General features: G+C 70.9%; 8 protein-coding genes. 4 read left to right on the forward strand and 4 right to left on the reverse strand.

Annotated features, from left to right (window positions below; translation table 11 throughout):
* Positions 1-6: 6 nt before the first annotated feature.
* Positions 7-906 (reverse strand): LysR family transcriptional regulator, encoded by a 900-nt coding sequence (locus ACCD06_RS26775; protein ID WP_413344729.1) that lies wholly within the window; start codon positions 904-906, stop codon positions 7-9.
* Positions 907-981: 75 nt separating this feature from the next.
* Here ACCD06_RS26775 and ACCD06_RS26780 point away from each other — a divergent pair, with 75 nt between their 5' ends.
* Positions 982-2223, forward strand: a complete 1242-nt coding sequence (locus tag ACCD06_RS26780; RefSeq protein ID WP_413344731.1) for an MFS transporter — start codon at positions 982-984, stop codon at positions 2221-2223.
* Between the two features lie 6 nt (positions 2224-2229).
* Complete coding sequence (locus ACCD06_RS26785; RefSeq protein WP_413344733.1) at positions 2230-2760, forward strand: N-acetyltransferase family protein; 531 nt, start codon at positions 2230-2232, stop codon at positions 2758-2760.
* 5 nt (positions 2761-2765) lie between these two features.
* Here ACCD06_RS26785 and ACCD06_RS26790 read toward each other — a convergent pair whose 3' ends face one another.
* The gene (locus ACCD06_RS26790) at positions 2766-3020 is read right to left on the reverse strand and encodes a hypothetical protein (protein WP_413344735.1); all 255 of its coding nucleotides are present in this window, start codon (positions 3018-3020) and stop codon (positions 2766-2768) included.
* A 145-nt stretch (positions 3021-3165) separates the two neighbouring features.
* Between ACCD06_RS26790 and ACCD06_RS26795 the strand changes: the two genes are divergently transcribed.
* Together ACCD06_RS26795 and ACCD06_RS26800 are read left to right on the forward strand one after the other, a co-directional pair.
* Positions 3166-4095, forward strand: a complete 930-nt coding sequence (locus tag ACCD06_RS26795) for a LysR family transcriptional regulator (RefSeq protein WP_413344737.1) — start codon at positions 3166-3168, stop codon at positions 4093-4095.
* 347 nt (positions 4096-4442) lie between these two features.
* The gene (locus ACCD06_RS26800) at positions 4443-9257 is read left to right on the forward strand and encodes an NAD-glutamate dehydrogenase (RefSeq protein ID WP_109075137.1); all 4815 of its coding nucleotides are present in this window, start codon (positions 4443-4445) and stop codon (positions 9255-9257) included.
* 377 nt (positions 9258-9634) lie between these two features.
* On the opposite strand, the gene ACCD06_RS26805 is transcribed toward ACCD06_RS26800, so the two are convergent.
* On the reverse strand, positions 9635-10762 hold the full coding sequence (locus ACCD06_RS26805) for a glycosyltransferase family 9 protein (RefSeq protein ID WP_109075138.1): 1128 nt from the start codon (positions 10760-10762) through the stop codon (positions 9635-9637).
* On the reverse strand, positions 10759-13398 hold the full coding sequence (locus ACCD06_RS26810; RefSeq protein WP_413344740.1) for a tetratricopeptide repeat protein: 2640 nt from the start codon (positions 13396-13398) through the stop codon (positions 10759-10761). The genes ACCD06_RS26805 and ACCD06_RS26810 overlap by 4 nt, the downstream gene beginning before the upstream one ends.
* Positions 13399-13928: the final 530 nt, after the last annotated feature.

Here is a 13928-nt window from a genome sequence, read left to right on the forward strand (position 1 = left end):
ATGTTGTTACCGCATATCGGTGATTGCCTTCACCATCGCCCGTACGCCCGCATCGAGTACTTTGTCACGCCGCAACACCAACCCTAACTTGCGGATCAAGGGTGGTGTCAGAGGCTGAACTGCGAAGCGGTCGCAATCCTGCGGACTTTCAACGGTGACCGACGGCAGGATCGACCGGCCCAGCCCGGCGGCGACGAGGTTCTTGATCGCCTCCACATTGCCCAGCTCCATCGCCGGGCGCGGCTGGATGCCGCCGGCCATGAACCAGCCGTCGATCACCGCGCGCATGGTCCCGCCGCGCTCGTACAGGATCAGCGTCTGGTCGGCCAGCGCCGCCGGGGCGACCGCCGGAGCCGGAGACCGGGCGCCGTCGCCGGGGCCACCTCTGGGGCCGACACAGACCAGCTCCTCGGCACAGACCGGTTCGATGGACAGGCCGGGACGGCCGGCCGGCAGGGTGACCAGCGCCAGATCGAGCGAGCCGCCCTCCACCGCGTCCAGGATGTCCGGCGTGTTGCCGGTGACGACGATGATCTCCAGCCCCGGATGGGCGCTGCGCAGCGCCGTCAGGATCGGCGGCAGGCGGTAGATGCAGGCGGTGGCGCCGGTGCCGATGCGCACGCGCCCGACCTGCCCGGCGCGGTGACGGCCCATGGCGACCGCCGCCGCCTCCATCTCCTCGCGCAGCCGGCGGATGAAGGGCAGCAGGTCACGCCCGGCCGCGGTCGGCAAGGCCCGCTTGCCCACCCGCTCCACCAGCCGCACGCCGAAACGCTCCTCCAGATTGCGGATCTGCATGCTGACCGCCGGCTGGGTCAGGCCGAGCCGCCCGGCCGCCTCGGTGAAGCCGCCATGCTCGACGACGGTGGCGAAGGTGATGAGCTGGTCGAGATTCAGGCCACGCATACCCGCAGTCTTCCTTATGGTTCCGATCAAATCAATAAATTTGCCTTTTTATCCGCCCTCCGCGACGGTGTGGTCATGACGACCGCCGCCATCCCCGCTCCTGCCGACCACCCAGCCCCTCGGCAAACCTGGCTCGTGCTGCTGTGCGCCAGCCGCTTCGCCACCTCGCTGTCCTTCATGGTCTATGCCGGCGCGCTCGGGCCGGCGATGCAGGCCTGGGGCATGTCGGCGGGGGAGGCCGGGTCGATCCAGACCGCCTTCAACGTCGGCTATGCGCTGTCTCTGGTCGGCTCCTCCTGGTTCGCCGACAGTCTGGGCGCCAAGCGCGTCTTCCTGTGGGCCAGTTGGGCGACGGCGCTGACCGGCCTCGCCTTCGCCTTCTTCGCCCGCTCGGCGGAAAGCGGGCTGCTGCTGTTCGCGCTGGTCGGGCTGACCCAGGGCGGCACCTATGCCCCCTCCATCATGCTGGTGGCGCAGGGCGTGCCGGCGGCGCGGCGCGGCGCGGCGGTGGGCTGGCTGCTCGCGGCGGGGTCGCTCGGCTATTTCGGCTCCATCGCGCTCGCCGCCGGCCTGTCGGAGCGGTTCGGCTACGAAGCGGCCTTCATCGCCTGCGGGCTGGGGCCGCTGTTGGCGGCGCTGCTCGGCACGCCGGGACTGCGCGGCCGGGCCAATCTGGTGGCCGGCGGCGGAGCGCGGCGGCTGCGCGGCGCCTTCCGCTTCCTGGCCGACCGCCGCTCCCTCCTGCTGACCGTGGGCTACACAACCCATTGCTGGGAGCTGCTGGGCATGTGGGCGTGGCTGCCCGCCTTCCTGACCGCCAGCCTCGCCGGTTCCGGCGGCGCCGGGGTTCGCGGTCTGTGGATCGCCGCGGCCATCCACATCTCGGGTTTCCTGTCCTCGCTGCTGATGGGCCGCGCGTCCGACCGGCTGGGCCGCCGGCTGGTGCTGGTGGCGATGGGCGTGCTGGGCGCGGCCTGTTCCTTCACCATCGGCTGGATGGACGGGATGCCGCTGGCGCTCGTGCTGGCGGTGGCGGCGCTTTACGGCTTTTCCGCGCTGGGCGATTCGCCGGTGCTGTCGACGGCGATGACGGAATCGGTCGAGCCGGGCAGCCTGGGGGCGGCGCTCGCCGTGCGCTCCATCCTCGGCTTTGGCGCCGGCGGCGCGGCACCGCTGGCGGTCGGGCTGGTGCTGGACCAGGCCGGTGGAGCCGGTGGCGCCGGCTGGGGCTGGGGTTTCGCGCTTCTCGGCGTCGGCGGCGGGTTGGCGACCGTCTGCGCCCTTCTTCTTCCTGCCGACCGTCCTCAACGGAGCTGAGTCATCATGCCTGCCATCACGGTGCGGGCGTCCGCCGACGCCGACATTCCCGCCATCACGACGCTCTACGCCCACCATGTCCTGTACGGCACCGCCTCCTTCGAAGAGGTCCCGCCGGACGAGGCGGAGATGGCGCGGCGCCGTGCCGACATCCTGGCCCGCGGCCTGCCCTATCTGGTGGCGGAGTGCGAGGGGCGGCTGGCCGGCTACGCCTATGCCGGACCGTACCGCACGCGCAGCGCCTACCGCTTCACGCTGGAGAACTCGGTCTATGTCGCCGAGGACATGGGCCGGCGCGGCATCGGCCGGGCGCTGATGATCCCGTTGCTGGAGATGTGCGAGGCGGCGGGCTACCGCCGGATGATCGCGGCGATCGGCGACAGCGCCAACCACGGCTCGATCGGCCTGCACAGCGCCTGCGGCTTCCGGCCTGTCGGCATCCTGCCGGCGGTGGGCTTCAAGTTCGGCCGCTGGCTCGACGGCGTGCTGATGGAACGCCCGCTGGGCGAGGGAAGCGACAGCCTGCCGACCGGCTGACCCGCTCAGTCCGCCCCCAGAAGCTCATCCCGCCGCAGGCTGGGCGCCGTCGCCATCGGCACCGTGCGCGGCAGTTCCACGCTGGGCAGCCGCCACTCCACCGGCGGCGCCGATCCCGGTGTCGGCCGGTATTGGTCCAGCAGCGCCAACAGGGTCAGCAGCGCCAGCGCCAGCGCCACCACCACCAGCCGGCGGTCCACCCCGGCCAGAAAACCGCTTCCGTCGTCGGGACCGGTGTTGCCGCGATCCGGCAGGGCCATGCTCAGTCCTCCCCTCGTCGTTCCACCTCTTCATCTGGGACAAGCTTGATCGATGCGGCGGATCGTCACAATGTGGCTTTGCCGCAGCCTGCCTTCGGCCGAGACGAAGGCAGGCTGCGGCCCTTGGGGGCATATGAGAATCGCCATGCGCTTCGACCTGACCGACCTGCGGCTGTTCCTGCATATCGTGGAGACCGGCAGCATCACCGCCGGGGCGGAGCGCAGCGCCATGGCGCTTGCATCGGCCAGCGCGCGGGTGCGGGGGATGGAGGACGCGCTGGGCGTCCCGTTGCTAGACCGCTTCCGCCGCGGCGTCCGCCCCACCCCGGCCGGCCGCGCGGTGGTCCACCATGCCCGCCTCGTCCTGCACCAGTTGGAACGGATGCGCGGCGAGCTGGCGGAATACGCCAAGGGTTTGAAGGGCCATGTCCGGCTGCTGTCCAACACCGCGGCGATCAACGAATTTCTGCCCGACGCGCTCGCCGGCTTCCTCGCCGACAATCCCAGCATCGACATAGACCTGGAGGAACGGCCGAGCCACGCCATCGTCGAGGCGGTGGCCGCCGGGCTGGCGGACCTCGGCGTGGTTGCCGACATGGTCGACCTCGGCGGGCTGGAGACCCGGCCCTTCCGCAGCGACCGGCTGGTCGCCGTCCTGCCGCTGTCCCACCGGCTGGCGGACCGCGACCGGATCGCCTTCGCCGAGCTGCTGGACGAGCCTTTCGTCGGCCTCAGCGCCGGAAGCGCCCTGCAGGAGTATCTGAACAGCCACGCCACCCGCGCCGGGCGCAGCCTGTCCTACCGCGTGCGGGTTCGCGGACCGGTGGCGCTGTGCCGGCTGGTCGAACGCGGCGTCGGGGTCGGCATCGTGCCGGAAACGGCGGCGCTGCGGGCGCTCGACAGCGGCGGCCTGCGGGTCATGCCGCTGAGCGACCCGTGGGCGCCCCGTCTGCTGGTGCTGTGCGCCCGCAATTTTGCTGATCTTTCCGCCCATGCCCGCCGGCTCGTCGATAGCTTGTCGGAAAGCGCCCCGGCGGCGTTCGGAAACGTCATTCGGTCAGCGACACTGACCTGATTTTCGGGCCATTTCGCTGACTTCCCGTCGATTTGTCGGCGAAAGGGCGATCCCGCCGAATCGAGTCGGCATTCCCTCGCCTGAACCACCCCTCCGGCCACCGTCGGATGTGGCGGATCGGCGCTGTGCGCCTTTGCCACGGTATCGCTCGTGCCGGGGATGTGAACGCGCTATGGATAAATTTGGCGGACATGTCACTGGATTGTCCGAATCTTTGGAGAAATACCCCCAAAGGGGTGCGAATCGCCGCTTGGTCAGAAATCCTGCCGTTTATTTGCCGTCGAAATGTTGTTTGTGGGGTGGTACTACCAATCCAAAGAAAACCCCGAGAGGAGACATCCACCATCATGCGTACGGCGACGAAGGACCTGGCAGGCGACTTGCGGCAGCAACTGGCCGAACTGGTGCGCAGCCGGGTTCCGAACGCGCGGGCGGAGCGCTTCGTGAAGCGCTTCTATGCCAACGTGCCCCCCGACGACCTGCTGCGCGGTACGCCGGAACAGCTTTACGGCGCCGCTCTCGCCATGTGGCAGTGGGGCCAGCAGCGTGTGCCCGGCGTGCCCAAGGTGCGGGTCTACGCCCCGCGGCTGGACGAGCATGGCTGGCAGACCGAACGCTCGGTGGTGGAGATCGTCAACGACGACATGCCCTTCCTGGTCGATTCCGTCACGGCGGAGCTGAACCGGCAGGGCGTCACCGTCCACCTCATCATCCATCCCGTCACCCGCGTCGTCCGCGATGCCGAGGGCCGCATCGTCGAGCTTCTCGAACCGGGTGAAGAGAAGGACGGCGCCCGCGACGAATCCTTCATGCACTGCTCGATCGACCCGCTGTCGGACCCGGCCGCCCAGGCCCGCCTGCGCGAGGGGATCGAGCGGGTGCTGGCCGACGTCCGCGCGGCGGTGGAGGACTGGACGCCGATGCGCGAGCGCGTGCGCAGCGCCCGCACCGACATCGCCAACGCCCCCGACGCCGAGGAATCGAAGGAGGCCGCCGACTTCCTGAGCTGGGTCGACGACGGTAACATGACCCTGCTGGGCAGCCGCCTCTACATCGCCACCATCGGCGAGGAGGGGCAGGAGCCCTGGCTGGAGCTGGTGGACGGCAGCGGGCTGGGCGTGCTGCGCAACCCCGAGATCACCGTGTTCGACGAGCATGGCCACGCCGCCGTGCTGCCGGAGGAAATCCGCGCCTTCCTGCGCCAGCCGCGCGCGCTCCTGGTGACCAAGGGCACCCGGCACGCCACCGTGCACCGCTCGGTCCCGCTGGACGCCATTCTGGTCAAGCGCTTCGACGACCAGGGCAAGGTGGTCGGCGTCACGCTGGCGGTCGGCCTGTTCACCTCCGTCGCCTACAACCGCAGCCCGCGCGAGATCCCGTTCCTGCGCCGCAAGGTCGCCCGCGTCATGGGCCGCGCCGGCTTCGACCCGGCCGGCCATGACGGCAAGGCGCTGCTGAACATCCTGGAAACCTACCCGCGCGACGAGCTGTTCCAGACCCCGTCGGACGAGCTGTTCGAAACGGCGGTCGGCATCCTGCACCTGCAGGAACGCCAGCGGCTCGCCCTGTTCGTCCGCCGCGACCCGTTCGAACGTTTCGTCTCCGCCCTGGTCTTCGTGCCGCGCGACCGCTACGACACCGCGCTGCGCCGCAAGATCCAGTCGGTGCTGGAAACCGCCTTCCACGGCACCTGCGCCTCCTACTTCACCCAGCTGTCGGACAGCGCGCTCGCCCGCCTGCACCTGATGGTGAAGACGGAGCCGGGCAAGATTCCCGCCGTCGACATCAGCGAGATCGAATCCCGGCTGGTCCAGGTCTCCCGCAGCTGGGCCGACCGGCTGCGCGACGCCCTGGTCGAGGCGCAGGGCGAGGAGACCGGCAACGCCCGGCTGCGCCGCTACGCCGACGCCTTCCCGGCGGGCTACCGCGAGACCTTCACCGCGGAAACCGCCGTCCACGACATCGACCGCATCGAACGCGCGCTCTCCGAACAGCGCCTCGGCATCGTGCTGTTCCACCCGCTGGAGGCCGACGGCGACGAGCTGCACGTCAAGATCTACCACCAGGGCCGGCCGGTGCCGCTGTCCGACGTGCTGCCGATGCTGGAGCACATGGACCTGAAGGTCATCACCGAGCAGCCCTACGAGGTCCGCCCCGCCGGCGGCGCCCCGTCGGTGTGGATCCACGACTTCGCCGCCCGCACCCAGACCGGCCAGCCGGTGGACTGCGTCAAGGTCAAGCAGACCTTCCAGGAGGCCTTCGCCGACGTCTGGGACGGCCGGATGGAGGATGACGGCTTCAACCGTCTGGTCCTGCGCGCCGGGCTGGCCGGGCGCGAGGTCACGGTGCTGCGCGCCTATGCCAAGTACCTGAAGCAAGCCCGCTTTGCCTACGCCCAGGACACCATCGAGGCGACGCTGTCGGCCCATCCGCAGACCGCGCGGCTGCTGGCCCGGCTTTTCGCCGCCCGCTTCGACCCGAAGAACCTCGCGGACGAAACCCCGATCCTGGAGCAGATCGAGGATGCGCTGGACGCCGTCACCAACCTGGACGACGACCGCATCCTGCGCCGCTTCGTCAACCTGATCCGCGCCACGCTGCGCACCAACGCCTATCAGGCCGCCCCGGACGGCACGCCGAAGCCGCATCTGTCCTTCAAGCTGGACAGCGGCTCGATCGAGGAGCTGCCGCTGCCGCGTCCGTGGGTGGAGGTCTTCGTCTACAGCCCGCGCATGGAAGGCGTCCATCTGCGCGGCGGCAAGGTCGCCCGCGGCGGCATCCGCTGGTCCGACCGGCGCGAGGATTTCCGCACCGAGATCCTCGGCCTGATGAAGGCGCAGATGGTGAAGAACACCGTCATCGTGCCCGTAGGCTCCAAGGGCGGTTTCGTCGTGAAGCGGCCCCCCGCCCCCAGCGCCGGCCGTGAAGCCGCTCTGGCCGAAGGCATCGAGTGCTACAAGACGCTGATGCGCGGCCTGCTGGACGTCACCGACAATCTGGCCGCCGACGGCTCGGTGGTGCCGCCGAAGGACGTGGTGCGCCACGACGCCGACGATCCCTATCTGGTGGTCGCCGCCGACAAGGGCACGGCCACCTTCTCCGACATCGCCAACGGCGTGTCGGTCGATCACGGCTTCTGGCTGGGCGACGCCTTCGCCTCGGGCGGCTCGGCCGGTTACGACCACAAGGTGATGGGCATCACCGCCCGCGGCGCCTGGGAATCGGTGAAGCGCCATTTCCGCGAGATGGGCACCGACATCCAGACCACCGACTTCACCGTGGTCGGCGTCGGCGACATGTCGGGCGACGTGTTCGGCAACGGCATGCTGCTGTCGAAGCACATCCGCCTGTTGGCCGCCTTCGACCACCGCCACATCTTCCTCGATCCCGATCCCGACCCCGCGATCAGCTGGGAGGAGCGCAACCGGCTGTTCGCCCTGCCCCGCTCCTCCTGGGCCGATTACGACCGCTCCAAGCTGTCGCAGGGCGCCATGATCGTGGAGCGCAGCGCCAAGACGGTGGAGCTGACGGCGGAGGTCCGCGCCCGCTTCGGCATCGAACCGGCCCACCTGTCGCCGGTGGAACTGATGCGCCGCCTGCTGACGGCGGAGGTCGACCTGCTGTGGTTCGGCGGCATCGGCACCTACATCAAGGCGTCGACCGAGACGAACGCCGAGGCCGGCGACAAGGCCAACGACGCGCTGCGCGTCGATGGCGGCCAGATCCGCGCCAAGGTGGTCGGCGAGGGCGCCAACCTGGGCGTCACCCAGCGCGGCCGCATCGAAGCCGCCCAAAAGGGCATCAAGCTGAACACCGACGCCATCGACAATTCCGCCGGCGTCGACACCTCCGACCATGAGGTGAACATCAAGATCCTGCTGGGCGATGTCATGGCGCGGGGCGACATGACGCTGAAGCAGCGTGACACCCTGCTGGCCGCCATGACCGACGAGGTGGCGGGGCTGGTGCTGGCCGACAACTACCGCCAGACCCAGGCACTGACCATCGCCGAGGCGCAAGGGCCGGCCCTGCTGGAGGCGCAGTCGCGCTTCATCCGCAACCTGGAGCGCAGCGGACGCCTCAACCGCGCCATCGAGTATCTGCCGACCGACGAGGAACTGGCCCAGCGCATGGCCGAACGGCGCGGCCTGACCCGGCCGGAACTGGCGGTGCTGCTGGCCTACGCCAAGATCACGCTCTATGACGAGCTGCTGGCGTCGGAGCTGCCGGACGATCCGGCGACGGTCGAGGATCTGCTGCGCTACTTCCCGCAGCCGCTGCGCGACGGCCAGCGCGAGGCGATCTTCCGCCACCGCCTGCGCCGCGAGATCGTGGCGTCGGCGGTCACCAACAGCCTGGTCAACCGCGTCGGCGCCACCTTCGTCCGCGACATGGTGGAAAAGACCGGCCTCGGCCCGGCGGACGTCGCCCGCGCCTATGCCATCGCCCGCGACGTGTTCCAGCTGCGCCCGCTGTGGGACGCCATCGACGCGCTCGACAACGTCGTGCCGGCGGCGCTGCAGACGGCGCTGATGCTGGAGACCGTCCATCTGCTCGACCGCACGGTGGCGTGGTTCCTGGCCCACAGCCCGCACCCGCTGGATCTGGGCCGCGAATCCGCCGCCTTCCGTCCGGGGGTGGAGGCTTTGGCCGCCGGTCTGGACCGCTTCCTCGACGAGGAGGAATCCTCCCGCCTCGCCACCCGCATCGCCGACGCCATCGCCCAGGGCGTTCCGGAGGATCTGGCCCGCCGGATCGCCGCCTTGCCGGTTCTGGCCGCCGCCCCGGATCTGGTGCGCATCGCCGAGCGCACCGGCCGCGCGGTGGAAGGCGTCGCCTCGGTCTATTTCGGGCTGGGCCGCCGCTTCGGCCTGGAATGGCTGCGCGACCGCGCCGCCGGCGCCAAGGTCGACAACCACTGGCAGCGTCAGGCGGTCGCCGCCATCGTCGACGACCTGTTCGCCCACCAGAGCGCGCTGACCGTGCGCGTGCTGGAAAGCGAGGGCGACGAGTCCGCCGCGGTGGACGCCTGGATCGCCAGCCGCAATCTGGTGGTCGATCGCGTCGAGCAGCTTCTGGCCGAACTGCGCGCCCAGCCGGCGGTCGATCTCGCCATGCTGGCCGTCGCCAACCGGCAGCTGCGCGGCCTGATTGCCGGGTAATCGGGGGGTAACGGTGTCACAGGGATAGGAGACCCTCGGTTCGGACGGCCCGGCTGCACTGTCCTGCGCAGCCGGGCTTCCGGAACGCCGGTGCCTTTTCAGGCACGTTCAGGCACCGGCTTTCAGTCTCCTCGCCTCGGGCGGATCCACGCACCCCGTGGATCCGCCCACTTTCTTTTTCGAAAGCAACTTTTGCGATTTGCGGTCCGGGGAAGGACTCAACCGTACTCGCCCTCTCCCAGGGAAGCCTCTGGAACAAAAGGAACTTTGCGTCATCCCCGCGAAGGCGGGGATCCAGGAAACTCCGCAGATCAGCGGCGGATGTGGCTGGATTCCCGCCTTCGCGGGAATGACGGCCGATAAGGCGTTTTTTGGGCTCAGCCCTTACCGCCCTTTCCCACCAAGCCCAGAATGCGCCGGGCGGCGTCGGCCGGGTCGATGGCGGCGATGCAATGCGCCTCGGCCGCCAGACAGGACACGCTGCAAGGCGGCACCGCCGCCTCGGGCCGCAGGACCAGCGCCCGCTCCTCGCGACCGCCGGTCCAGGGCCGGAAGCGTTCCGGCGCGTGGAAATGGTTGGGATCACCGCCGATGGGATGGCAGGAGAACACCGCCACCGGCACCCCCATCGCCGCCGCCACATGGGCAGGGGCGGAATCCATGGTGACCGCCAACGCCGCGTCCGCCATCACCGCGGCGGCGACGCGCAGCGGGGTGGCGCCGGTCAGGTCGATGGCCCGTCCCGGCAACGCCGCCAAAAGCGCGCCCGCCGCCGGCCGTTCCTCCAGGGTGCCCAGCACGGCGACCCGCGCGTCGAGCGTCGCAGCGACGGCGGAAACCACCGCGGCCAGCCGGTCAGCCGGATAGTCACGGCGCGGACTGGCCGCCCCCGGCGCCACCGCGATCAGCGGCCGGCCATCGGGAGCGCCAAGAAGCCGCCGTGCCTCTTCGCGATCCTCCGCCGTCAGCGTCAGTTCCAGCGGTCCCAGATCCGGCCGCGCCCCCAGCGCCTCCAGCAGGGCGGCGTTCTGCTCCACCTCGTGCCGGCCGGGCGGCGGGGTCAGCGCCAGCCCATAGGCGCGGTCGAAGCCCTGGTTGCCCTCCGCCTTCCACGGCGTCACCCGCTCGGAAAAGCCGGCGACCAGCCGCGCCCGGCTGTTGGCGGCGAGCGTCGTCGCGCCATGCCGGTCGAAGTCGTAGCGCGGCACCAGCGCCAGATCGAAGCCGGCGCGATAGCACTCGGCGAACAGCTTCAGCCCGCCGGGACTGATGCCGCGGAAATCGATGCCGCCGCCCTCCTTCGGCCGGGGGGCGATCACCCCGTCGACCCAGGGGCAGGTCAGCGCCAGATCCGCCACCGCCTCGCGCACCGCCAGCAGGATGCGCGCCTGCGGGGCGGCGGCGCGCAGGCCGCGCAGGAAGGGGGTCGCCATCACGAAGTCGCCGGCCTCGTCCAGCTTGACGACCAGGATGCTGCGGACGGTCGCCAGATCGCAGAAACTCATGCCCGCCCCTCCCCGTCCACCACATCGAACGCAGCCGGCGGCAGCCCGGCGCACCAGCGGCGCCATGCGGTGCGATAGCCGGCCTCCACCGCGCGGGCATAGCCGGCCTCGTCCATCAGCGCCGACCGCCGCATCCGCTCGCGCAGACCCTCGCGCTGCGCGTCGAGGAAGCCACGGTCGCTCGCCAGCCGCACGCCCTGCGCCAGATAGCCGTCATCGTCCCGCGTCACCAGATCCGCCATCCCGACCGCGTCGAGCATGGTGGCGCCCCAGCGGCCGATCTTGGTCGGTCCGCTCTGGTTCAGCACCGGCACGCCCATCCACAGCGCGTCGCAGATGGTGGTTCCGCCATTGGCGAAGACGGGGTCCAGCGCCACGTCGATGGTGAGGTAATCCTGGTACGGATCGGGAGTGATGCCGCGCAGTTCCAGCCGCTCCGCCCCGATGCCGTGCCGTGCGAAGGCGGCCAGCAGACGCCGGTCGGCACCGCCGCCGCTGCCCAGCCCCCGCCATTTCAGCACCAGCCGCGCCGTCGGCACCAAAGCCAGCAGCCGCGCCCACAGGGCGATGGTGGCGGCGTTCACCTTGGTGATGTTGTTGAAGGACCCGAAGGTGACATGGCCGTTGCGCTCCATCGGCGGCCGGTCCGGCGGCGCGAAGCCGGATTCCGCCGGGCGGTAGCACAGCACGCATCCCGGCAGCCGGATCAGCTTCTCCACATGCAGCGCATCCGCCCCCGGCGGCGCCACGCGGGGATCGGCGATCTGGTAATCGACGGCACTCAGCCCCGTCGTGTTGGGATAGAGCGGCAGGCTGACCTGCAGCGGCGCCGGGCCGCGCGCCACCAGCGGCATGCGGTTGCGCGACATGTGGCCGCCGGCATCGACCAGGATGTCGATGCGGTCCTGCCGGATCCGGTGGTCGAGATCCTCGTCCGACAGGGCCGCCACGTCGCGCCAGCGGTCGGCTGCCGCCTGGAAACGCTCGGTGGTGGCATCGCGGCTGCGGTCGTTGTGATAGCAGGTGACCTCCACCGCCCGGCGGTCGTGCCCCTCGATCAGCGGCAGCAGGAAATGGTAGCCCGGCCCCGGATAGCGCTGGAAGTCCGGCGACAGATAGCCGACGCGCAAACGCCGGTCCGGATCGCGGCTCTCCACCGCATGGGGCGCCGCCGGAACCGTCGGCAGATACCGCTCGAAGACGCGATGCTCGCGGAAGACCTCCACCGGATCGGCGCCATCGTCGAAGCACAGGCAGAACAGCATGTTGGAGCGGATCGTCGCATCGTCCGGCGCCCGGTCGAGCGCAGCGCGGAAGGCCGCCACCGCCTCCCCATGCAGCCCCAGCGCCATCCAGGCGACGCCGAGATTTGAATAGGCGAGCGCCAGTTGCCCCGGATCGTCGAGCCGCCTTGCCCGCTCCAGCGGCTGGATCGCCTCCTCCGCCGCGTTGGCATCCAGCAGCAAGGTGCCGATGTTGACCCAGGCCGCCGTGTCGTCGGGCATCAGCGCCAGCGCCCGCCGGTGCCAGGACAGCGCCGCCTCCGGCTGCGAGGCCAGCTGGAAGGCGGATCCGGCATTGGCCGCCAGCGCCGCGTCGCCGGGCGCCACGCGCACCGCGCGCAGGCTCCACCGCGTTGCCCGCTCCACCCCCAGTGTCGCCCGCGCCAGCCCAAGCCCCGACAGCGCCAGCCCGGAGGCCGGCGCCAGGGCCAGCGCATGGCGGTATGCCCGCTCCGCCGCCGCGGTCCGCCGGCCATAGAGCTGCCCGGCCAGCGCCAGCACCGGCTCGTCCGCCAGCGGATCCAGCCTCACCAGCCGCGCCAGCCAAACCGGATCGCTTTCGGAAACCCCCAGGCTCCGCACCGCCGCCGAATGCCCCGGATCCAGCGTCAGCAGCCGGCGCGCCGCCGCCAGGGCTCCCGCCCCGTCGCCGGCCTGCTGCCGGATCTGCACGCATTGCTCCAGCGGCTCCATCATCTGCGGCGCCAGCCCGGCCAGCGCCCGGAAGGCCGCCTCCGCCCGATCCGGCCGGCCGGCGTCGCGCAGGGCCGCCCCCCGGTTGAAGGCGGCCAGCACCCGGTGCGGCTCCAGCCTCGCCGCCCGCCCATACCAGTCGGCCGCCGGCAGGAATTGCCCGCAATCGTACAGCGCGTCGCCCAGATCCCCGGCGCTCCCGGCGTCGGCCGGTTCCAGCGCCATCGCGCGCAGCAGTGCCTGCGCCGCCGGTCCCTGCTGGCCCAGCCGCGTCCGCACCGCAGCCTCCATCCGCGCCGGCGACGGGTCGAGCGGCGCCAGACGGGCCGCATTGCGGAAGGCCGTCGCGGCCTCCTCCCACCGCTCCGCCGCCTCCAGCAGCCGGCCCAGATTGGCATGGAAGATCGGCTGCTTCGGATCGGCCTTCATCGCCTGCCGGATCCGCTCGATCCCCTCCGCCAGCGCACCGGTCTGCGCCTTGATCAGGCCCGACAGGTGCAGCGCGTCCGCCTGCCTCGGCAGCCGCTTCAGCACCTGCTCGTAGAGCGTCGCCGCCTCGGCCAGCTGCCCGTTCTGGTGATGGGTGACGGCACGGGTCAGAAGCGCCTGTGCGTCGGCGGTGCCCGGCGGGCGATGCGGCGGGCGATGGTTCGGTTTCATCCGCTGTCGGCACTCTCTGGTGGTCCGGCGGATAATGCTGGCCGCCATGGGGCGAATGCAACATTGGCGATTGATCGTCCGGCGGCGGGACAAGCGCCAGTTCGCGCTGCCGCTCGGCCAGTGCCGCTTCACGGGCGCGGGTGCGGCGGCGCTGCTCCTCGGTGCGGGCGCGCAAGTGCTGTTCCTGGCGCAGCCGGCCGGCCAGACGCCGCAGATCGTCGGCGGCGCGGCTTTCCGCTGCCGGCGGCAAAGCGCCCAGCGCCTCGCGGAAGTCGCCCAGCGTCGGAAAGCGGCTCCAGCCGCTGCGGAACCCCGCCCACACCGCCTCGAAGGCCGCCATCCAGCGGTCGGCCGGCCAGCCCGCCATCGCCCGCACGTCGGCCTCCAGCAGGTCGGTGTCGGGCAACTCCAGCGCGAAGCGCTCGGCCAGCTTCTCCAGCCCGATCAGCACATTCTCGATGCCGATCGCCGGGGTCAGCGCGCCAATGGCCTGCTCGACCCGGTCGGCCAGCGCGCCGATCTCCTCGGGC

Origin of the sequence: Azospirillum sp. CT11-132 (assembly GCF_047302835.1) — a bacterium.
In the GTDB taxonomy this organism is placed as follows: domain Bacteria; phylum Pseudomonadota; class Alphaproteobacteria; order Azospirillales; family Azospirillaceae; genus Azospirillum.

What these genes read in the sequence shown, in the direction of transcription:
- ACCD06_RS26800 (WP_109075137.1), top strand. Translation starts at nt 4,443, where the DNA reads ATGCGTACGGCGACGAAGGACCTGGCAGGCGACTTGCGGCAGCAACTG.
- ACCD06_RS26810 (WP_413344740.1), bottom strand. Translation starts at nt 13,398, where the DNA reads ATGAAACCGAACCATCGCCCGCCGCATCGCCCGCCGGGCACCGCCGAC.
- ACCD06_RS26775 (WP_413344729.1), bottom strand. Translation starts at nt 906, where the DNA reads ATGCGTGGCCTGAATCTCGACCAGCTCATCACCTTCGCCACCGTCGTC.
- ACCD06_RS26790 (WP_413344735.1), bottom strand. Translation starts at nt 3,020, where the DNA reads ATGGCCCTGCCGGATCGCGGCAACACCGGTCCCGACGACGGAAGCGGT.
- ACCD06_RS26795 (WP_413344737.1), top strand. Translation starts at nt 3,166, where the DNA reads ATGCGCTTCGACCTGACCGACCTGCGGCTGTTCCTGCATATCGTGGAG.
- ACCD06_RS26805 (WP_109075138.1), bottom strand. Translation starts at nt 10,762, where the DNA reads ATGAGTTTCTGCGATCTGGCGACCGTCCGCAGCATCCTGGTCGTCAAG.
- ACCD06_RS26780 (WP_413344731.1), top strand. Translation starts at nt 982, where the DNA reads ATGACGACCGCCGCCATCCCCGCTCCTGCCGACCACCCAGCCCCTCGG.
- ACCD06_RS26785 (WP_413344733.1), top strand. Translation starts at nt 2,230, where the DNA reads ATGCCTGCCATCACGGTGCGGGCGTCCGCCGACGCCGACATTCCCGCC.